General features: G+C 52.9%; 21 protein-coding genes. 8 read left to right on the plus strand and 13 right to left on the minus strand.

Annotation, left to right across the window (positions count from 1 at the left end; all coding sequences use genetic code 11):
- The gene (locus tag L2Y54_RS02170; protein ID WP_236499570.1) at positions 1–525 is read right to left on the minus strand and encodes a hypothetical protein; all 525 of its coding nucleotides are present in this window, start codon (positions 523–525) and stop codon (positions 1–3) included.
- Positions 526–641: 116 nt separating this feature from the next.
- On the opposite strand from L2Y54_RS02170, the gene L2Y54_RS02175 reads away from it, so the two are divergent.
- The 7 genes from L2Y54_RS02175 to L2Y54_RS02205 all read left to right on the plus strand — a co-directional run bounded on the left by L2Y54_RS02175 (position 642) and on the right by L2Y54_RS02205 (position 10,111).
- Entirely contained in the window at positions 642–2,405 is a 1,764-nt protein-coding gene (locus L2Y54_RS02175) for an assimilatory sulfite reductase (NADPH) flavoprotein subunit (RefSeq protein WP_236499571.1), read from the plus strand.
- 79 nt (positions 2,406–2,484) lie between these two features.
- Positions 2,485–3,546 carry an alkene reductase gene (locus tag L2Y54_RS02180; RefSeq protein WP_236499572.1) on the plus strand — a complete coding sequence of 354 codons (1,062 nt, stop codon included), beginning with the start codon at positions 2,485–2,487 and terminating at the stop codon, positions 3,544–3,546.
- 128 nt (positions 3,547–3,674) lie between these two features.
- A complete protein-coding gene (locus L2Y54_RS02185; protein ID WP_236499573.1) occupies positions 3,675–4,409 on the plus strand; it encodes a phosphoadenylyl-sulfate reductase in 735 nt (244 codons plus the stop codon).
- Positions 4,409–6,136 (plus strand): NADPH-dependent assimilatory sulfite reductase hemoprotein subunit, encoded by a 1,728-nt coding sequence (locus tag L2Y54_RS02190; RefSeq protein WP_236499574.1) that lies wholly within the window; start codon positions 4,409–4,411, stop codon positions 6,134–6,136. Before L2Y54_RS02185 ends, L2Y54_RS02190 begins: the two co-directional genes overlap by 1 nt.
- Before the next feature lie 2 nt (positions 6,137–6,138).
- Positions 6,139–7,065, plus strand: a complete 927-nt coding sequence (cysD, locus tag L2Y54_RS02195) for a sulfate adenylyltransferase subunit CysD (RefSeq protein ID WP_236499575.1) — start codon at positions 6,139–6,141, stop codon at positions 7,063–7,065.
- A complete protein-coding gene (gene cysN, locus L2Y54_RS02200; protein WP_236499576.1) occupies positions 7,065–8,333 on the plus strand; it encodes a sulfate adenylyltransferase subunit CysN in 1,269 nt (422 codons plus the stop codon). Before cysD ends, cysN begins: the two co-directional genes overlap by 1 nt.
- Before the next feature lie 11 nt (positions 8,334–8,344).
- Positions 8,345–10,111 (plus strand): SLC13 family permease, encoded by a 1,767-nt coding sequence (locus tag L2Y54_RS02205; RefSeq protein ID WP_236499578.1) that lies wholly within the window; start codon positions 8,345–8,347, stop codon positions 10,109–10,111.
- 49 nt (positions 10,112–10,160) lie between these two features.
- Here L2Y54_RS02205 and L2Y54_RS02210 read toward each other — a convergent pair whose 3' ends face one another.
- The 8 genes from L2Y54_RS02210 to L2Y54_RS02245 form a co-directional block, all read right to left on the minus strand.
- Complete coding sequence (locus L2Y54_RS02210; RefSeq protein WP_236499579.1) at positions 10,161–10,712, minus strand: hemerythrin domain-containing protein; 552 nt, start codon at positions 10,710–10,712, stop codon at positions 10,161–10,163.
- A 79-nt stretch (positions 10,713–10,791) separates the two neighbouring features.
- The gene (locus L2Y54_RS02215) at positions 10,792–11,253 is read right to left on the minus strand and encodes a hydrogenase maturation protease (RefSeq protein WP_236499580.1); all 462 of its coding nucleotides are present in this window, start codon (positions 11,251–11,253) and stop codon (positions 10,792–10,794) included.
- Positions 11,246–12,697 (minus strand): Ni/Fe hydrogenase subunit alpha, encoded by a 1,452-nt coding sequence (locus L2Y54_RS02220; RefSeq protein ID WP_236499581.1) that lies wholly within the window; start codon positions 12,695–12,697, stop codon positions 11,246–11,248. Before L2Y54_RS02220 ends, L2Y54_RS02215 begins: the two co-directional genes overlap by 8 nt.
- Positions 12,698–12,707: 10 nt before the next feature.
- Entirely contained in the window at positions 12,708–13,244 is a 537-nt protein-coding gene (locus tag L2Y54_RS02225) for an NADH-quinone oxidoreductase subunit B family protein (protein WP_236499582.1), read from the minus strand.
- Complete coding sequence (locus tag L2Y54_RS02230; RefSeq protein WP_236499583.1) at positions 13,237–13,971, minus strand: 2Fe-2S iron-sulfur cluster-binding protein; 735 nt, start codon at positions 13,969–13,971, stop codon at positions 13,237–13,239. The genes L2Y54_RS02225 and L2Y54_RS02230 overlap by 8 nt, the downstream gene beginning before the upstream one ends.
- Positions 13,968–15,722: an NADH-ubiquinone oxidoreductase-F iron-sulfur binding region domain-containing protein gene (locus L2Y54_RS02235; protein WP_236499584.1), complete on the minus strand. Its 1,755-nt coding sequence runs from the start codon at positions 15,720–15,722 to the stop codon at positions 13,968–13,970. The genes L2Y54_RS02230 and L2Y54_RS02235 overlap by 4 nt, the downstream gene beginning before the upstream one ends.
- Positions 15,723–15,796: 74 nt before the next feature.
- Positions 15,797–16,135, minus strand: coding sequence for a hypothetical protein (locus tag L2Y54_RS02240; protein WP_236499585.1), 339 nt, complete (start codon positions 16,133–16,135; stop codon positions 15,797–15,799).
- A gap of 24 nt (positions 16,136–16,159) precedes the next feature.
- The gene (locus tag L2Y54_RS02245) at positions 16,160–16,759 is read right to left on the minus strand and encodes an EndoU domain-containing protein (protein WP_236499586.1); all 600 of its coding nucleotides are present in this window, start codon (positions 16,757–16,759) and stop codon (positions 16,160–16,162) included.
- 126 nt (positions 16,760–16,885) lie between these two features.
- Between L2Y54_RS02245 and L2Y54_RS02250 the strand changes: the two genes are divergently transcribed.
- Positions 16,886–18,217, plus strand: a complete 1,332-nt coding sequence (locus tag L2Y54_RS02250) for an ATP-binding protein (RefSeq protein WP_236499587.1) — start codon at positions 16,886–16,888, stop codon at positions 18,215–18,217.
- Positions 18,218–18,408: 191 nt separating this feature from the next.
- Here L2Y54_RS02250 and L2Y54_RS02255 read toward each other — a convergent pair whose 3' ends face one another.
- The 4 genes from L2Y54_RS02255 to L2Y54_RS02270 form a co-directional block, all read right to left on the minus strand.
- Positions 18,409–18,906, minus strand: coding sequence for a hypothetical protein (locus L2Y54_RS02255; protein ID WP_236499588.1), 498 nt, complete (start codon positions 18,904–18,906; stop codon positions 18,409–18,411).
- Positions 18,907–19,029: 123 nt separating this feature from the next.
- Entirely contained in the window at positions 19,030–19,461 is a 432-nt protein-coding gene (gene tnpA / locus L2Y54_RS02260) for an IS200/IS605 family transposase (protein WP_236501979.1), read from the minus strand.
- Positions 19,462–19,610: 149 nt separating this feature from the next.
- Positions 19,611–19,892, minus strand: a complete 282-nt coding sequence (locus tag L2Y54_RS02265; RefSeq protein ID WP_236499589.1) for a hypothetical protein — start codon at positions 19,890–19,892, stop codon at positions 19,611–19,613.
- Positions 19,889–20,704 (minus strand): hypothetical protein, encoded by an 816-nt coding sequence (locus L2Y54_RS02270; protein WP_236499590.1) that lies wholly within the window; start codon positions 20,702–20,704, stop codon positions 19,889–19,891. The genes L2Y54_RS02265 and L2Y54_RS02270 overlap by 4 nt, the downstream gene beginning before the upstream one ends.
- Positions 20,705–20,848 lie beyond the last annotated feature (144 nt).

The following is a 20,848-nucleotide window of genomic DNA, read 5'->3' on the forward strand; positions in this document are numbered from 1 at the left end:
TCACAACACCGCCAGTAGCTTTTCCCGCAATTCCCGCTCCTGTTTCTGCCCTTGCTTGGTGCTGGTAATCACCTCATGCCAAATATCAAAGTGGGTGCGCAGATCTTCGTGGGTTTGGCAAAGATCTATACTGCGAACCAAACTGGTTGCCCCGTATTGTCCCTTGAAGAAATTCAAGGTATTGATCATAAAGTGCTTAGCCATGTCGAACTTCTCAGGTTCAAACTTGGCAGGCAATTCACGAAAAATACCCGACTTCGCTGGCATTATGTCAGAGCGAGGGGCTGGAGCGGGGCGCGTATCGCTTGGCGCAACTGGCTTGGGCATTATATAGCCCCCCGTCTCCAATGCGCCCAGAATGGTATTTAATTCATCACTTACTCGCGGTAAGACTTTGAGATCCTCCTTGGTACGCTTGCCGTCAATATAAATCAGCACCGAACGTTCCAATCGGGATAAGCCATTCGCTTTGGTTTCAACTTCCTCGATACCTTTGGGGGTTTTAGCAAAGATCGTTATTGTCATGGTTTGCTTTTCCTTTTTATCTCTTTTTGAGATATTAAAATCTGATTTTATCGTTTTTTTAACTTAAATAGTTTCAGGATACTGCCAACACTTTACCATTTTTCAGGAGCAGTTACATGCTGTTAAGTCCTCAGCAATTTCAACAGGTATCCGGTGCAGTGCATGGCTTGTCACCCGCACAACTCGCATGGGTCAGCGGTTATCTGTCGGGTCTGACCCATCAGCTCGATACACCAGCCCCTCCGCCTGCTACTGCCAGTGACACACTAAAAACCACCATCCTCTACGGCAGCCAAACCGGCAATGGCAAAAAAGTGGCGGAACAACTGCTGGCACGTTTGCAGGCACAAGGTGCAAACGCGGTACTGGTCAATCTGAAAGACTACCGCCCACAGCAATTGAAAAAGGAACAGCGCGTGGTGCTGGTTATCAGTACCCACGGCAATGGCGAACCACCCGACGATGCCCGTGCCTTTTACAACTTCCTGCAAGCAGCGCGTGCGCCGCGTCTGGATACGCTGGAATACGCCATCCTGGCACTGGGCGATTCCAGCTACGAGGAATTCTGCCAAACCGGCTTGCTATTAGATCAGCGTTTGGCGGAACTGGGGGCAAGCCGTCTGTTGGAGCGGGCCGATTGCGATGTCGACTTCAATGCCACCGCCACACAATGGCAGCAGCAAGTCGCCGCCAAAACGCCAGCAACCCACACCGACAACAGCATCCATTTCAACCTTAATCCCTTGGCAAAACAGGTAACACAAGCCAAGGAATACAGTGCTGACCACCCGTTTCATGCGGAATTGCTCAATAGTATCGTGCTGACGGATAACGGCTCAGACAAGGAGGTGTTGCATCTGGAACTGTCACTGGAAGGTTCGGGGATCGACTACCAACCCGGTGATATTCTGGCGGTGGCATTCGACAATGACCCGACACTGGTGGATGAAATCCTGCAACTGACTGGCTTGTCCGGCAGCACGCAAGTGCAATCAAATGGTACAACGACTGACCTTCACAGTGCCTTGCGTCATCAGCACGAATTGACTGGCGTCACCCGTCGCCAGCTTACCCACTATGCGCAACTGCTCAATCACCCGGAATTGCAGGCGGCTGCGGCAGACAAAACTACCATGCAGGATTGGTTATACGCAGCCGACTGGGCAGATGTGTTACGCGAATTTTCCGGGAAACTGTCTGCCCAACAACTGGTGGATCTGCTGCGCCCCTTGCAACCGCGCCAGTATTCGATTGCCTCCAGCCCGACAGCACACCCGGATGAAGTCCATTTGCTGGTCAAGCGGGTGGAATACACATTCCAGACCCGTCAGCATTTTGGCGCTGCCTCCAACTGGCTGGCGCGTTTGCAGGCGGGGGAAACGGCGGGTGTGCACGTTAAACCCAACCCACATTTCAAGCTGCCCGCTGACCCGCAGACCAAAATCATCATGATTGGCGCAGGCACAGGCGTTGCCCCGTTCCGCAGTTTCCTGTTCGAGCGCGAGGCACTGGGTATTCGGGGCAATAGCTGGCTGTTCTTTGGTGAACAGCATTTCCGCACCGACTTTCTGTATCAGGCCGAATGGCAGCAACTGCTGGGCAATGGCACGCTGGAGCGTATGAGCGTGGCGTTTTCACGTGATCAAGCCGAGAAAATCTATGTGCAGCACCGTCTGCGGGAGGAAGGCGCAAGCGTGTGGCAATGGTTGCAGGAGGGGGCGCATGTCTACGTGTGCGGCGACATGAACCGCATGGCGAAAGATGTACAGCAAGCATTAGTGGATATTGTTGCAACCCACAGCGGCAAAACTGCACAGGAAGCGGCGGAGTGGTTGGAGCAATTGATGGCTGAACGCCGTTATCAACGCGACGTGTATTAAGTTTTGACCAACAGTAAATAACAGTACTGGCACATGCGTGCTAAGCTCCCTGCTATCCAGCATAACAGGGAGAACCCGCATGACCACCTTATTCGATTCCGCCCAACTGGGCGACCTGACCTTGCGCAACCGCGTGATCCTAGCGCCGCTTACCCGTTGCCGCGCCGGTGCCGGGCGTGTACCCAATGCGCTAATGGCGCAGTATTACCAGCAACGCGCCAGCGCAGGCTTGCTATTGACCGAAGCCACCTCCGTCACCCCGATGGGCGTTGGCTACCCCGATACCCCAGGCATCTGGTCGCCAGAACAAGTCGAAGGATGGAAACTAATCACCGACGCAGTACATCAGGCAGGCGGGCTGATTTTCTTGCAGCTTTGGCACGTCGGGCGCATTTCCGATTCGAGCTATTTGCAGGGTGAATTGCCGCTTGCCCCCAGCGCGATTGCGGCGGAAGGGCATGTCAGCCTGATACGCCCAGAGAAACCTTACGAAGTGCCGCGTGCGCTGGCAACCGACGAGATTCCGGGCATTGTCGCCGCTTACCGCAAGGGTGCAGAGAATGCCAAACTGGCAGGCTTTGATGGGGTGGAAATCCACGGTGCAAATGGCTATTTACTCGACCAGTTCTTGCAAGACAGCACCAATCAACGTAGCGATGCTTACGGCGGCTCACTGGAAAACCGTGCGCGGCTGCTGCTGGAAGTCACCGATGCCGTGATTGGGGTATGGGGCGCGTCACGGGTCGGAATGCACCTTGCGCCACGTTGCGATGCACACACAATGGGTGATTCCAACCCGCTGGCGACGTTCACCCATGTGGCGCAAGAACTGGGCAAGCGCAAGATTGCCTTCATTTTCACCCGCGAACACCTGGCAGCAGACAGCATTAGCCCGGCACTGAAACAGGCGTTCGGTGGCTTTTTCATCGCCAACGAAGGCTTTGATGCTGCCAGTGCCCAGCAAGTGCTGAAGGCAGGCAATGCCGATGCGGTCGCTTTCGGTAAAACCTTTATTGCCAACCCCGATTTACCACGCCGTTTGCAGGAAAACCTGCCGTTGAACCCGCCCGATTTCCAGACATTCTACGGAGTGGGGCTGACTGATCCGGCGCTGGGGTATACGGATTATCCGTTTGCGTAGACGGAAATGCGTTATTGATGCAAATCCATTTTCAAGATATTCATATCGAATTATAGCGTTTTTTTCGATTTAAGATTTCACGGATACTGCCTCGTATTCAAATTCAAGATTCCAACGAGGTAACGACCATGACCGTGAACACTGCACCGCTGCATACCCTGCACGCCGATTTTGCCGAGCTGCCCCTGGATGAAGCGCTGATTGCCCTGCGTCAGCGTTTCGACGGGCGTATTGCCTTTTCCACCAGTCTGGGGCTGGAAGATCAGGTGATTACCGATGCCATCTTCCGCAACGGGCTGGATATTGAGGTGTTCACCCTCGATACCGGGCGCAATTTCAGCGAAACCTACGATGTGCTGGATGCCACCCACAAGAAATACGCCAAGCCGATCAAGGCGTTCTACCCGCAAACGCAAGCCATTGAGCATTACGTCACCCTCAAGGGTATCAATGCGATTTACGAGTCGGTCGAAAACCGCAAGGAATGCTGCTACATCCGCAAAATCGAGCCGCTCAACCGCGCCCTGCAAGGCGTACAGGTATGGATTACCGGCCTGCGGGCGGCACAATCGGCTTACCGTGCGGACATGGGTCTGTTTGAGCGTGATGAACAGCGCGACCTGCTGAAGTTCAACCCGTTGCTGCACGCCACATCCGAGCAATTGTGGGGGTATATCCGCCAATACGACATCCCCTACAACCGCTTACATGCTGAATTCTACCCCAGCATTGGCTGCGCCCCCTGCACTCGCGCCGTTGCTGAAGGTGAAGACGAGCGTGCCGGGCGCTGGTGGTGGGAAGCGCACAATCAGGAATGCGGCCTGCACGACGGAACTAGCGATTCATCGAGGAAGGCAGCGTAATGACGGCACGCATCAACCCCAAGCCACTCAACGAGTTGGCGGTGAACGGTTCTGCGGTCGAGCACATCAAAGACCGCAGCAACTATTTGCGCGGCAATCTGGTGGAAGATTTCCAGAACCCGATTACTGGCGCTATCAGCGAAGACCATGTGCAACTGGTGAAATTTCACGGCTCCTACATGCAGGATGACCGCGATGTACGCCTGCATCGGCAAGATAAAAAGCTCGAACCGGCGTATTCCTTCATGATCCGCTTGCGGGTCGCGGGTGGTGATTTGAGTGCTGATCAGTGGGTGAAACTCGACGACATCAGCAACCGCTACGGCAATGGCACCTCACGCATTACCACGCGCCAAGCCTTGCAGTTCCACGGCATCATCAAGTTCGACATGAAAAACACCATCCAAGCGATGGATGCTGCTCTGCTCGACAGCATTGCCGGGTGTGGTGACGTGAACCGCAATGTGATGTGTACGCCTGACCCCACGCTTTCCCGCTTACACGCGGAGGTGTTCCCGTGGGCGCAAAAGATCAGCGACCACTTGCTGCCGCGCTCCCGCGCCTACCACGAAATCTGGCTGGATGAAGCCGAGGGTAAAACGCTGGTGGCGGGTGGTGAAGTCGAAGAAATTGAACCGCTGTACGGCAAACATTACCTGCCACGCAAATTCAAGATTGCCATTGCGATCCCGCCATTCAATGACATGGATGTGTACGCCAATGACATTGGCCTGATTGCGGTGGAAGAAAGCGGCAAGCTCGCCGGTTTCAATGTCGCCGTCGGTGGTGGTTTGGGGTTCACGTTTGGGCGTGACGACACTTACGCACGGCTGGCGTCAGTGATTGGTTTCTGTAGACCGGAACAGGTGCTGGACGTGTGCTTCCATACCGTTGCCATCCAGCGCGATTACGGCAACCGTCAGGATCGCAAGCTATCGCGCTTCAAATACACCCTCGACCGTCACGGCTTGGACTGGTTCAGGCAGGAACTGAATACCCGGCTGGGTTTCGCTTTGGGCAAGGCGCGGGCGTTTGAATTTGAAACCACCGGCGACCGTTTCGGCTGGCGTTCCACCACGGATGATCTGTGGCATCTGGGGCTGCGGCTGGAATACGGGCGGGTGCTGGACAACGACAGCCACCGTCTGAAATCAGCCCTGCGCCACATTGCCGAACAAAACCTGTGCAGTTTTCGTATGACAGGCAACCAGAACCTGATCCTGACTGGAGTGCGTGAAGACAATATTGATGCGGTGGAAAACATCCTGCATGAACATGGCTATGCAGCGGATACCAGCCATTTGTCCGGTTTACGGCGCAACTCGATTGCCTGCGTGGCGCTCAACACCTGCCCGCAAGCGATGGCAGAAGCGGAACGTTACCTGCCCAACCTGATCAGCAAGCTGGAAGTGTCGCTGGACAAATACGGCTTGTGCCACGATGAAATCAAAATCCGCATGACTGGCTGCCCGAATGGCTGCGGGCGTTCGGTGCTGGGTGAAATCGGCCTGATCGGCAAATCGCCGGGGCGTTACCACCTGTATCTGGGCGCGAGTTTCAACGGTGATCGTTTGAATACGCTATACCGCGAAAATCTGGACGAAACCGCGATTCTTACCACGCTGGATGCCTTGTTTGCGGCTTATGCGGCACAACGGCGTGATGCGGAAACCTTCGGTGATTTCGTCATCCGTCAGGGTTATATCAGCAACCAACAAGCGAGATAACGATGTTTTTCAGTCAACAACAAACGGCACACCAGCACCTCAACCACCTTGACTGGCTGGAAGCCGAAGCCATCCACATCCTGCGCGAAGTCGCGGGGCAATGCAGTAATCCGGCACTGCTGTTTTCTGGCGGCAAAGATTCCATCTGCTTACTGCGCTTGGCAGAAAAAGCCTTTCGCCCCGGACGTTTTCCGTTCCCTTTGCTGCACATCGACACTGGGCATAACTACCCCGAAGTCATCGCCTTCCGGGATCGTAAAGCGGCGGAAATCGGCGAACGCTTAATCGTGCGTTCGGTGGAAGATTCCATGCAACGCGGCACTGTCATGCTCAAGCATGAAAGCGAATCGCGCAACAAACACCAATCCGTCACCTTGCTGGAAGCGATTGAAGAACACGGTTTCGACGCTTGCATCGGTGGCGCACGCCGCGACGAAGAAAAAGCCCGTGCCAAAGAACGCATCATGAGCTTCCGTGACGAATTCGGGCAATGGGATCCGAAAAACCAACGCCCCGAACTGTGGAATCTGTACAACGCCCGCAGCCACAAGGGCGAAAACATCCGCGCCTTCCCAATTTCCAACTGGACGGAACTGGACGTGTGGCAATACATCGAGCGTGAAGGGCTGGAATTGCCCAGCATCTATTTCGCGCATACCCGCCCGATTGTGTACCGTCAAGGTTCCATCGTACCAGTCACAGACATTACCCCCGCGAAACCGGGTGAGGAAATTGTCGACCTGCAAGTACGCTTCCGCACCGTCGGCGACATTACCTGTACTGCGCCGGTGATTTCGGATGCGGATTCGATTGAAAAAATCATTGCGGAAACGGCGACTACGACCATTACCGAACGCGGCGCGACCCGCTTGGATGACCAAGCCTCCGAAGCGGCCATGGAACAACGCAAAAAAGAGGGGTATTTCTAATGACACATCCGATTGAAGACCACGGCTTGCTGCGCCTGTTGACCTGCGGCAGTGTGGATGATGGCAAAAGCACCTTGATTGGGCGTTTGCTGTTTGATTCCAAAGCGATTCTGGCGGATACCCTGAGCGCCATTACCAAAACCTCGCAACGGCGCGGAATGCAGGAGGTGGACTTATCGCTGCTCACCGATGGCTTGCAAGCCGAACGTGAACAAGGCATCACCATTGACGTCGCATACCGCTATTTCACCACCGGTACACGCAAATTCATCATTGCCGACGCGCCGGGGCATGAGCAATACACCCGCAACATGGTGACAGCAGCGTCCACCGCGAATCTGGCGATTATCCTAGTGGATGCGCGGAGAGGCGTGCTGACCCAGACTCGCCGTCATTCGTATCTGGCGCATTTGGTGGGAATTCCGCACTTGCTGGTTGCCGTCAACAAAATGGATTTGGTCGAGTTTAGTCAGGCACGTTTTGAAGAAATCAAACGCGATTATCTGGACTTTGCCGAACAATTGGGGATTCGCGAAGTGCAATTCATCCCACTCTCCGCCCTCAACGGCGACATGGTGGTGGATCGTGGCGAGAACCTGAACTGGTATCAAGGCCAAACGCTGATGGAGATTCTGGAAACCACGCCGAGTGCACAGCGCCGCCATGCCGCCGCGTTCCGTTTCCCGGTGCAATACGTGTGCCGCCCGCAGGATGCCAGCAATCCCGCACTGCACGATTACCGTGGCTTCATGGGGCGCGTCGAATCCGGCAGCATTGCCGTGGGTGACAGCGTAACAGTCTTGCCATCCGGTTTAAGCAGCACGGTGAAGGCAATTGAACTCGGCGGCGCAGCATTAGCCGATGCCGCCACCGAACAATCGGTCACGCTGTTGCTGGCGGATGAAATCGACATTTCCCGTGGTGACATGATCGTGAAAACGGGCGAATTACCGGCGCAAACCAAGCAATTGGCAGCAACGGTGTGCTGGTTGGCGGAAAGCCCGCTGGATCGGGCGCGGACTTACCTGATCCGTCATACCACCCGCGATACCAAAGCGAAGCTGGCGGACATTGCCTACCGTGTGGACGTAAACAGCTTGGAACAACAAGCGGTGAATCAGTTGGCGATGAATGATATTGCCAACGTCACTTTCAAGTTGGCGCAACCGCTATTCGTGGATGCCTATGCACAGAATCGTGGCACAGGTGCATTTATCGTGATTGACGCAAGCACCAATAATACCGTTGGTGCAGGGATGGTCAGCTAAAGGAGGCAGTTATGGGTTGGGAAGGAATACTTGCCATTGGCTTGGTACTGGGGGTCTTGGGCTTTCTGGCGCTATCACGGATTGCACCTGACCTGATTTTGATGACGGCACTGATCATCCTGATGGTGACAGGCGTCTTGCAACCGGATGAAGCCTTTGCCGGATTTGCCAACACCGGGCTAATGACCATTGCCGCCTTGTACATTGTCGCCGCCGGATTACGTGAAACCGGCGCGATCCAATGCATTACCCGGCGCTTGCTGGGGCAACCGGCAAGTGTGCGCGGGGCGCAATTCCGCATGTTAGTACCGACGGCGGCATTGAGTGCTTTTATGAACAATACCACGGTGGTGGCGATGCTGATTCCGGCGATTCAGGACTGGTGCAAGCGTTTGAAATTGCCACCTTCCAAATTGTTACTGCCGCTGAGCTACATTACCATCATGGGGGGAACGTGCACCCTGATTGGCACGAGCACCAATCTTGTCGTCAATGGTTTGCTGGAAAAAAGCGGGCATGGCAGTCTCGGCGTGTTTGACATCACGGGGGTCGGCTTAATCTTGCTGGCGGTGGGCAGTACCTTTCTGCTGTTATTCGGCAACCGTTTGCTGCCTAGCCGCACCGGGGTCGCGGATGATCTAGACAAGGTGCGCGAATACCATGTGGAAATGCTGGTAGAGACAGGCGTGTTGGTGGGAAAAACACTATCAGCCGCCGGTTTGACCAATCTCGGCTACGGCTATCTGGCTGAACTGGAACGCAATGGTGAGATTATCCAAAGCCCATCTGCCGATTTCGTGTTGCAAGCGGCTGACCGGCTGGCATTCATTGGTGCGCCACGCTGTGCACATGAGTTGCGCAGTATTCAGGGGTTGAAACCGGCGAATGAGGATATTCACCACTTGGGGATTGTGCATTTCCGGCGGCGCTTGGTCGAAGCGGTAATTGGCCCGGAATTCCCGTTTTTGGGTAAGACCTTGCAGGAATGCGATTTCCTCGGTTCCTATCAGGCAGTGGTATTGTCAGTGTCGCGGGGTGGCGGTGATACCTTGCCGGATAAAGGGCTGAATACACACTTACAAGTGGGCGATACCCTGTTGATGGAAGCTGGCAAGGAATTCGCCAAGCAATACGGTTTCCGCAAAGATTTTCTGTTGGTGAGTGCTCTGGAGGATTCAAGCCCGCCCAATTTCCAGAAAGCCCAACTGGCACTGGGTATTCTGGGGGTGATGGTGGTATTGAGCGCTTTTGAAATCATTCCCATTTTGCACGCTGCCTGGTTAGCGGCGGGAGCGTTGTTGCTGACACGGTGCTTGAATGCGGGACTGGCGCGGCGTTCGCTGGATTTTACCGTATTGACGGTGATTGGCGCATCGTTCGCCCTAGGTGCAGCGTTGGAAAAAACCGGGGCAGCACATTTGATTGCCGAGGCGGTAATGAGTGGCGGGCATTTGACACCCGTGATGGCGCTGGTGTTGGTGTATGCACTGACTTCCCTGTTTACCGAAGTCATTACCAATAATGCGGCAGCAGCGCTCATGTTCCCGATTTGCATGGCGATTGCAGAACAAATGGGGGTAAATTTCATGCCATTTGCCATTGCCATCATGTTTGCCGCCTCCGCCAGTTTCATGACGCCGATCGGCTACCAGACCAACCTGATGGTCTATGGCCCTGGTGGTTATCGCGTATCGGATTACCTGAAAATTGGTATTCCCATGAATATCCTAGCGGGTTGTGCCACTATCCCTGCCATTTTATGGTTTTGGCCGTTATAGCATTTGTTCCCGCCGCCGCCTCGCGGAAACGCAAAGGCGGCGGCTCATATCAAGCGCGTTGCTGCATCACTAAACGGTGCACATTACGGTAACGCTCCATGAGCTGATGCCCAAACAATGGGTCGCTATGCTCCTCAACGGATTGCTCGACGGCGATCCAATCAGCCGCATCCAAGGTGCTATTGATCAGTGGGAATAGCTCGGCTTCCTCGGTGTTCAGATGGGCTTTCTGAGCATCAATAAATGCCGTGATTTTGTCTTGCAGCTCTTGGCGGCTCAAGATGGCACTGTCATTAATCACATTGTCCAGCAAACCTTGGAATTCACGGGTGGTTGCAGGTAAATCTTGATGCTCCGCCAGCAACGCCCCAACGACAGATTCCGCTGCATCGGAACGGGCACTAAAAACGCGGTAGATGCTATCTTCCTTCGGGTGATGAATCTGGTCGGAATAGCGACGAATATAATCAGCAATATCGGTCATTAACAGCAAATCCGCATCCCCGCCGGTGGCGAGCAAACCAGCCTGTTGCTCAAGCAACTTCAACAACTTTGCCAGATTGACATGATCTTGATGCAAGTCGGTCATAATCTTATGCATAGTGATACTCCTTAATCCGAAAAATGTTGCACTGCACATAGATCATAGGGGAATTAGTACACGATATAAGCGACAAAAGTCATATTTTCCACGCTTTTTTGCGAATAAAGTGCTGTACCCATGCCAGTGCTGCCGCCAGATTTCCCGCTGCTGGTTCCGTTAACGCATCCCCCAATTCAAACGCATAGCCGCGTATGTGCAACAGGTAAGCTGGCGGTGCATCCAACCCGTACACTTGCCGGAAAGCATAAAGCACCGCCGCAGGCGACATCGCATGACTCGTGTAACTGCCATCCTGTTGCGCGGTGAGCGGCTCCACCACATACGGGGCGGCACAGGTCATATCCGCATCCATGAACAGCACGCATTCACGCCCCACCAAATCGGTAATGTGTTCGACCTGAAGCTGCATATCGGTTTGGCATTCCACACCGAGCAAGTGTTGCGCCGCAATTGCTTCCAACAACAATACGCCGAGGGCATCATCGCCGCGCCCCAGATTGCCATAGCCGAACAGCAGGATCGGGGGGATATTACCCACTATTCTTCACCACCCGGTTCAGTAACGCCCCCTCATGGCTGACCAACTCCACCTGCAATGGCATTTTGCCCAACGCATGGGTCGCGCACGACAAACACGGGTCATACGCCCGCACTGCCACTTCCAGATGATTGAGCAAGCCTTCGGTAATTTCCTGCCCATCCAAATACCGGTTAGCCACCGAGCGTACCGACTCATTCATCGCCTGATTATTGCTAGTGGTGGAAACGATCAAATTGGCTTTTTCAATCAAACCTTGCTCATCGACTTGGTAGTGGTGGAACAACGTCCCGCGTGGGGCTTCGATCACGCCGATACCTTCGCGGTGTTTTTCGCCACCGGACACCACCAAATCCGTGCCGGTAATATCGGGGTCATTGAGCAACTGTTGGATAGATTCGGCGCAATGCAGCACTTCAATCATTCGCGCCCAGTGATAAGCCAAGGTATCGTGCACATACGCGCCCCCAGCAAATGCACGGAAACGCAACCGTGCGGCTTCCGCCAACGGTGTAGAAATGCTATCGCATAGATTGACCCGTGCCAGTGGCCCCACCCGATACCAGCCGTTTTCCTTGCCCAATGCCGTCAGGTAAGGGAATTTCATGTACGACCAATTGCGCACTTCTTCACGAATCGCCGAACCGTAACCGCTGTAATCAAACTGGTCGAAAACATTACTGCCATCTGCACGGCTGGCACGCAGCCCACCGTGGTACAATTCCAGTTCGCCTTGCGCCCCGACCATGCCCAGATAATTGGTCGACAAGGTAGCGAACGCATGGTTTTCCGGGTGTTGCAGGTGGATGGTTTCATTCAATGTCACCGCATCCTGCGACCAAGCAATAATGTCGGCAATGTCGCCCAGCAAAACTTTACGTTCAGCCTCGCCCAAAGCTTTATTCATACCGCCCGGTATGGCTGCCGTGCCGTGGATGCGTTTGCCTGCAATCGCCGCGATCACTTGCTGCCCGTACTTGCGCAGTTTAACGCCTTTGAGCGCCAGTTCGGGGTAATCTTCCAGCACACCAACAATGTTACGGTGCAACAGATTTGAACCGAAACCGAACAGAAAGTCGGGCGAAGACAGGTGGAAAAAATGCAGGGCGTGCGATTGCAATACCTGCCCAAAATGCAGCAAGCGACGCAATTTGGTGGCAGTGGAGGTCAGCTCATCCACCCCGACAATCTGATCGACTGCTTTTGCGGCTGCCAAATGGTGCGACACCGGGCAAATGCCGCACAAGCGTTGCACGAAATACGGCACTTCCGTATACGGGCGACCTTGGATGAATTTTTCAAAGCCGCGAAATTCGACAATGTGCAGACGCGCTTCCTGTATGTGGTTGTCAGCATCCAGCAGCAGGGTAATTTTGCCGTGTCCTTCCACCCGTGACACCGAGTCAATGGCAATGCGGCGCGTGTTGCTTGCAGTGTGTTCCATGTCCAGACCCTCAATCGTAATGCAGCATGGCTTTCGACAGGGAAGGTTCTTTTCCCGCCAACAAGTCGCTCAAAATGGTGAAAAACGCATCGCCCGATGGCGGGCAACCCGGCAGGTAATAATCCACCCGCACCACCTCGTGCAGCGGGTGAACCTTGGATAGCAGCAACGGCAATTCAGGGTCGGACGGAATCATCGGGTTATCCACGCCCACACCGTTTACATAGGCTTCTTCCAAACATTCCTGCACCGAATAGTGGTTGCGCATTGCCGGTACGCCGCCATTGATGGCGCACGCCCCGACCGCAATCAGGATTTTGCATTGCTGGCGAAATTCACGCAGCACCTGCACGTTTTCAGCATTGCACAAACCGCCTTCCACCAAACCAATGTCACACGGCCCGCAATGTTTAATATCCGTCAGCGGGGAACGGTCAAGCTCAACGTGTTCCAGCAAGCCAACCAGTCGCTCATCCATATCCAGAAACGACATGTGGCAACCGAAACAACCCGCCAACGACGTGGTAGCGATACGGATTTTAGACATCGTGATGCTCCGTTTTTTGCAAGGTGATGGGGGTAGCCACATCGGATTCTGCCACCGAATGCCGGTCAAACGTGCGCAAGCCAATCGGCACTTCGTACCCATGCCCCTTGCTCAGAATCGCACCGACCGGACAAATACGCGCAGCCAAATCTTCGGCTTGCAAATCGCTATCGCCCAACTTACCACTGGCGGTATTCACGATGAGGTGGGATTGCGCCCCGCGTCCGCTAATCGCAAACACGTTCTTACCATCCACCTCGCGGCTAGCACGGACACACAATTCGCACAGAATGCAGCGGTCACGATCCAGCATCACAGTGGGGTGGGAAGCATCGACTTCGCGGCGCGGGTAAAACGGCGGGAAATGCCCATCCAGCATCCCAAAGTGGTAGCCCAACGCTTGCAAGGTGCAATCGCCGGTTTTACTGCATGTTGGGCACAGGTGATTGCCTTCCACGAACAACATCTGGGTCAGAGTTTTGCGTACTTCGTTGAGAGCAGCGGTATTGTTGGCGACCTGCATCCCATTACTGGCAGGCAAGGTGCAAGCGGATGCACTGCGCCCGTCCACTTCCACCGTACACAGTTTGCAACTGCCGTGCGGTGTTAGCCCCGGCTTGTGGCATAAATGCGGGATGTAGATACCCGCCGCGAGTGCCGCATCCATAATGGTTTGCCCCGCTTCGAAGGGGACGGCTTGCCCGTCGATAAAGAGTGTGTTGTTCATGACAAATGCGCCTCCGCATCATCGCGGTGAGTCAATTCGCGGCTGGTATTGAGTGCCGCATCCAGATTGAAGAACGGCGCGTAATCCTGATGCAGCAAACGCTCGGTGCAAACCTGCGGAAAACGTTCCAGCAAATCCAGCACCGGGTTTGCTGCCGTTTGCCCCAACCCGCAATGCGAACGCCGTTTCACCACCATTGCCAGCCGCGCCATTTCGGCTTGGTCGTAAGGTGTGCCATGCCCGGAAGCAATCTTGTCGATGTACTTGCGCAATAACGGCGTACCCACGCGGCAAGGCGTGCAAAAACCGCAACTTTCGTGCGCAAAAAAGTGACTGAAATTACGCACCACCGCCAGCAAATCACGCTGTGCGCCGTACACCATGATCGAACCACCCGTCGCAAGGTCTTCAAATGCCAGCTTGCGCCCAAATTCCGCCCGCCCGATCAATGCGCCAGAAGGCCCGCCGACTTGTACGGCTTGCGCGTCTTGCCCACCGCACGCTTCCAGCAAGTCTTGCACGCTAATGCCAAAGGGGTATTCGTAAATGCCGGGGGCGGTGCAATCGCCACTGACGCTGAGCACCTTGCTGCCTGCGGATTGCGCCGTGCCATGCGCCCTGAACCATTCCCCGCCGTGCACCGCAATGTGGGTGGCGGCGACCAGCGTTTCCACATTGTCGACTACGGTAGGCTGCCCCAAATAGCCGTGCGTCACCGGAAACGGGGGGCGTACCCGTGGCACACCGCGTTTCTGTTCCAACGATTCCAGCAAGGAAGATTCTTCACCGCAAATGTACGCGCCCGCTCCCATCACAATGCTGATGTCGAAATGGAAATCAGGCTGCTTGAGAATGTTTGCGCCCAGCAAGTTAGCTTCACGCATCTCGTTGAGCGTTGCTTCCAGTGGCGGCAAGAGGTAACGGTATTCACCGCGCAAATACAGATAACCGTGTTGCGCTCCGATGGCATAAGCACACAGCGCCATGCCTTCAAACACTTGCGTCGCGTAGCTGTTCAGCAAAACCCGATCCTTGAACGTACCGGGTTCGCCTTCATCGGCATTGCACACCACATAACGGGGCGTAGCGGGTGCGGCACGGCACAATTGCCATTTCAGGCTGGTGTTGAAGCCTGCACCGCCACGTCCGCGCAAACCGGATTGCTTGATTTCAGCCAGCAGGTTTTCCGCCCCGCCTTGCAACGCAGCGCGTAAGCCAGCACCCGCTGGCATGTTATCGCTAAGCAGCAAACCTGTCTGGCGGATATTATCTTGCACGGCAAACCATTCCGCAGGCCAATCATCCAGCGGTGTTCCTGCATTAATTAGCGCCGCCAGCGACGGCAAGTGTTGCGCGGTGAGTTTGGTGAGGATGCGCCCGTTCACTAACGCTGATGCGCCTTGATCACACATGCCCAAGCAAGAGGTTTCATCAATGCTGACCGCACCATCCGCACGGGTAATGCCGGGGGTAACGCCCAGCAATTCGCACAGCCTATGCATCAGCGTCAAATCGCCGCAACTGGTGCAATTGCTGAATAGCAGGTCAATGCGCCCGCGTGGAGTGCGGTGGAAAAAGCTGTAGAAATCAATCACGGCTTCTACTTGGCTGATGGGCAGCTCAAGCTCTGCCGCGAGCGGGGCGATTTCCAGTGGGGGAATGTGCAAGAAACAATGTTGCAAGTCGTGCAAGCGATGCAATAAATGGTCGTGACCTTGCTGACCTACGCCAGCAGAGAATGATGATGGCATGGCAGATGAACCGTTTTATGTTGTGTTCAAGCGGGTATTGTAATACCAATCACGCCAGCAACGTATGATTTAACTCAGGATTCGGGTGAGTGGCTATCAGCCGTGATCCGGTCGTGCCAATACCCCAATGCCTCGCCAAATGCATCCAAACTGATGCTGACAGGCTCAGCATCATCATCGCCATACAGTTCCTCGATCAAAACCTGCTGCGGCTGCAACTGCACAAAATAGCTGTTGCCGCTGATGGCATAGGCTTCAGTATCGGCAGGGTTTTCTCGGATTTTGTCTAGGGTTGTCTGTAAGGTTGCCAGCATGGTCAGGTTGGTTTGCACATCCAGCAGCAAAAAGGCGGCGGTGGCGGCGTAACCTGCGCCTTGTTGTTGCCATTGCTGCCATTCGTGTTCATGTATCATCGGTATTGCTCCTCAAGCAGTGGGTTAGCGTAGGGGGAAGGCGGTATTCACACCGCCACGGGACGACGATGCACCCGCAATCAGGTAAGGCGTGCCGTCAGCACTGCGGCAATACGCATCCGACTGATCCTGTTTGGGGGAATTAGCCCCGCACCATGCCCAATTGGGCGCACTTTTCGGGCAGTTTTGCTGATTGCGGGCGGCATACCCGATGGTATTGATCACTTGAGTCGGGGTGCAATGGTCAGGATAAAAGGTGGAAAATTTGTCCTCCCCCTTGTTGCCGACCAACTCCCATTGCCCCGCGTAAATCCCCTGCTTATTGGGTTTTTGAGTAATGCGCACATCGGCTACCGTTTGCGGGTCACTACCTTGCGGGCGCGAATGGAAACCGACTACCCGCCCCTTATTGTTCAACTCGCCGCAAAAGATATGCGCATAATTGACCTCGACACCATTGCTTGCCTTGACCCACTGGTGTGAGGGGCAGGTGACGGACTCAGCGCCAGTGCTTGTTTTGCCAGCGCTTGGTTTATAATCGTCGGGCGCAGGCTTACAAGCCACTAACCCGATGGCGGCTACGCCTAGCGTTACCCAAATCGCTGCTCGACGCTGATAACCCATGCCGTCTGCTCCCAAAATACCAAAAGGCGCATCCTAACGTATTCGGCTGGAAAATGCCTGTGGGACTCGCGGATTCCCACAAAAGCAACTATAGTAACCTGCATTACGATAACCTAGGTTACTATAATGAAATTCTACGGCAGGGAAGACGAACTCGCCCAATTGCGGGCGATAACCGCACAAGCCACCTCCGGCGGTAAAATGACCGTCATGACCGGTCGTCGGCGGGTAGGTAAAACCTTGCTTGCCAGAGAATCATGCAAAGGTGGGCAAAGCCTGTACCTGTTCATTGCCAAGAAAAGTGAAGCACTGCTCTGCGCGGAATGCACCGACATCATTAAAAACACCTTCGACGTGCCGGTGTTCGGCGACATCCAGCACTTCCGCGATGTGTTCCGGTTGTTGCTGGAAATCGGCAAAACCCAGCCTTACGTGCTGATCATTGACGAATTTCAGGAGTTTTACCGCATTAATCCGGCGGTGTATTCAGAAATCCAGAACCTGTGGGATCAGTATCGGCAGCAAACCCGCATTCACTTGATGTTTGTCGGTTCCGTCCATTCACTGATGGTCAAAATCTTCCAGAACAACAAAGAACCTCTGTTCGGGCGGGCTGACCGCATCCTATATCTGAAACCTTTCAAGCCGCAAACCATCCACGACATCTTGCAACAGGCGCAGCAATACACCCCTGAAAACCTGTTTTATGCGTATCTGCTGACAGGTGGTATTCCGCGCTACCTTGAAATTCTGCACGACAATGCCGTGTATGGGCGCGATGCCATCATGGATTTTGTCTTCAGCAAAAACTCGCCGTTTCTGGAGGAAGGCAAGCATGTGCTGATCGAAGAATTCGGCAAGGAATACGCCACTTATTTCTCCATTCTGGAATTACTGGCGAGCGGCAAAACCGGGCGTGGGGAACTGGAATCCATCCTTGCCACCAATGTCAGCGGTTATCTGGTGCGCTTACAGGATGAATACGATGTCATCGCCGTGCGCAAACCCATCAACGCCAAACCGGGCAGCAAAGTCCAGAAATACTTCATCAAGGATAATTTCCTGAATTTCTGGTTCCGTTTCATTTATCGCAACAACAGCGCAGTGGAGGCCGAAAACTTCGCCTACATCAAGCGCATTCTGGAACGTGACCTCTCCACTTACAGCGGCATGGTATTGGAACGCCTGTTTCACGTCCTGTTGACAGGCACAGGCCATTACAACCAGATTGGCAGCTATTGGGAACGCGGCAACCAGAATGAGATTGATGTGGTCGCGGTCAACGATCTGGACAAGCAAGTGCTGGTCGGGGAAGTGAAAATGAACCCGGATCGCATCCGCATCCCGGCATTGCAGCACAAGGCGGTGAAGCTGGAACAGGCGTTTGCAGGGTATGCGTTTGCGTATCAGGGGTTTAGTTTGGAGGCGATTGATCAGTATTTTGGGCGGCAAGATTAATACGGTTATGGCTTACTTTGTGAAAATGGCATTGGCAACGCAAATATTGTTCGACACGCCATCAAAGAAGAAGACCTTATGTCAAAAAGTGGTGGAGAATCTACAATAAGGACGCAGAATGTCGCACTTATTACACCTGCTAGATTCCCTATCAGCAGGTGTTTTTATTTCAGCCATCAGCGTTATAATACTCACTTCACTGATGGCTCTAACACTGATACCGACATCAATAAATTCAATTCTTTGCCAACTTCATCCAGCAGCTTCTTCATATTGTCGACCGATGAATGTCTTGTGACATACCACATACCAACCTTTTTTTGGCTTTGGTAGTCTGTTTTGGCTGTTTTTGAAACTAATGGAATTCCTGACAGACGCTTATTCAACTTGGCAACACGCTCAAAGCCAATACACTCCAAAACACTTACAAACGTATCAGTTGCCTTAGACTCTTGGAAAACTTTACCCGCTAAAGTTACACGGAGTTTTTTACGTGCGCTAACATGATCACGATGTTTAGAGTGAGTAAGTTGCTTTTTTGGCAGTTCCGTTTTATGCGTAACACCCACTTGCCAGCGTTCCATCAAGGAACTGGTATCTTTAGCAAAAGCTTGTAGTTGCATTGAAGATTGGGAGAGTTCAAGAACTCTAGAGAAATTGCCTTCCAAACTGGCTTCTGCACATGCCATTTTCAAATCATCTGCAATGTTGCTTAACGAGTGACTAAACAACCACCAGCTAAAGCTGGTGGGTTTTTTTGCTACGGACTGAAAGTCCCGGATACACGTCGGCTAAACGACGTGTCGGTACGCTTACTCCGGTTCCATCTTGAAATGGTCGTTTGGATTTGGCTCAAAGTGATGCTCCAAATACTGTTTGATCATCTCTTCCGTCATTTGACCCACGGTGGCGCAGAAATACCCGCGTGCCCAAAAATGCCTTCCCCAGTAACGTTTCTTCACATGGGGGAACTCCTCAAACAGCCGACTGGATGTCCTTCCCTTGATCCGACGCATGATTTCACTCGGTGCTAGTTCCGGCGGGCAACTCACCAAGATATGCACATGGTCTTTGCTCACCACGCCTTTGACTATCCTGATCTCAAATGCCTCGCAAGTCTGCCGAACAAGCTCACGCACACGCTGCGCTACTTCTCCCGTCAACACCTTGTAACGGTATTTCGTCACCCAAACAAAGTGATACTCAATCTGATAGACCGTGTGACTGCCATAGCGGTAATCCATGCTGCACCTCGCTTCGTTCATACAGCGCATTATCGCAGCTAAAGCTGACCGGCTAAAGCCGGTGGTTTAAACCTTGTGATTGAAAATTAATTCGACGAATTTTACTGAAACGGGATCAGTGGATTTTAATGTTACTGCTTGCATGATAATCAACCTCTCTTTATGCGTTTTGTCAGGTGTCCAACAGTGATTGTGCGACCATCTTGGGTGCTGACGACTTTATACACACTACGGTAATCGGGTAACAATTTGTGAATAGGTTCACGTCCGTATGTCCGCTCCATTGTACGGACACTGGATTGGCTAAAGTAACGGCGCACACCGCCATGACCGTCGTAGGCTTTCTCACCAAACTGGTCGAGCCATTGGTCAATGAGTGGCGGAATGCAACGTTGCTGGGCGCGGACTGCTGCGTGATTTGTCATGTTCATTTGGGTTGCCTCTCTCTCTTTGCCTGATCCTGCTGTTTGATATTTTCACGTTTTTGCTTACGTTCTTCTTTCTCCTTATTTAAATGATCGTGAAATTTAAGATTCTCAAGGAACCCATCGAAATTATCAAAAGCATTTCCCTGCATTATGCAATTAAGAAAAAGTGCATTATCTGTCTTCAATGAATCATTATCTGGTAGTTCAGCAAGTGCATTACGTTCAATAAACTGACCATGCAACAATGAGGCTCCTTCTATGTTGTATGTTTTTTGCTTTCCGTAAAGGCAGCTTCGCAAATACCAGAAAGGATCAGCTTCAATATAGTCATTAACTATATCAATTAAACTGGATTGCCATGATATGTATTTCTCATCACAATCAGTTGTGTAATCGCTATAATCCCCCATTTTCTGTTCATACTCATATTCACCATCACTGAATTTAAAAAATACTTCATCAATTGTGCTTTCTGGAACGACTAGCAAGAAAAGAACTCTATTGATAAAAGAATCACGAGGGATGTTAAGACGCTTACACTCATTCGTTATAATATTAGCTGTTTCTTCACTAAGAGAGAAATTTACAGGTGTAACCATATCCTTTGTCAAACAACTTGAAATATATTTTTTTGCTACTGGTGAATTAGGTTGTGTGATTTCTTTTGCCAGCATCTGAGCTTCATGTTTGAGGACGCGATCAACAAATCCGTCACGGTTTAGACAAGCATTTTTGATTTTCACATTTAGTCTCTCAACGAGTGGTATCCATACGTTCACGAGGATTTTCTTGCGTGTATCTGTAGGGGTCTGCATGTTGTGTGCTTCCTGTATTAACGATACAGGAAGAATAGAACATTAAACATAGAATTACAACAATAGAAAAATCTATGTTTAATGTTTTTGATTCAACAAATCTCGCCGGAACACATCCTTGCTCAATCAACTAATTCTCGACTA

This window comes from Thiothrix winogradskyi (genome assembly GCF_021650935.1).
In the GTDB taxonomy this organism is placed as follows: domain Bacteria; phylum Pseudomonadota; class Gammaproteobacteria; order Thiotrichales; family Thiotrichaceae; genus Thiothrix; species Thiothrix winogradskyi.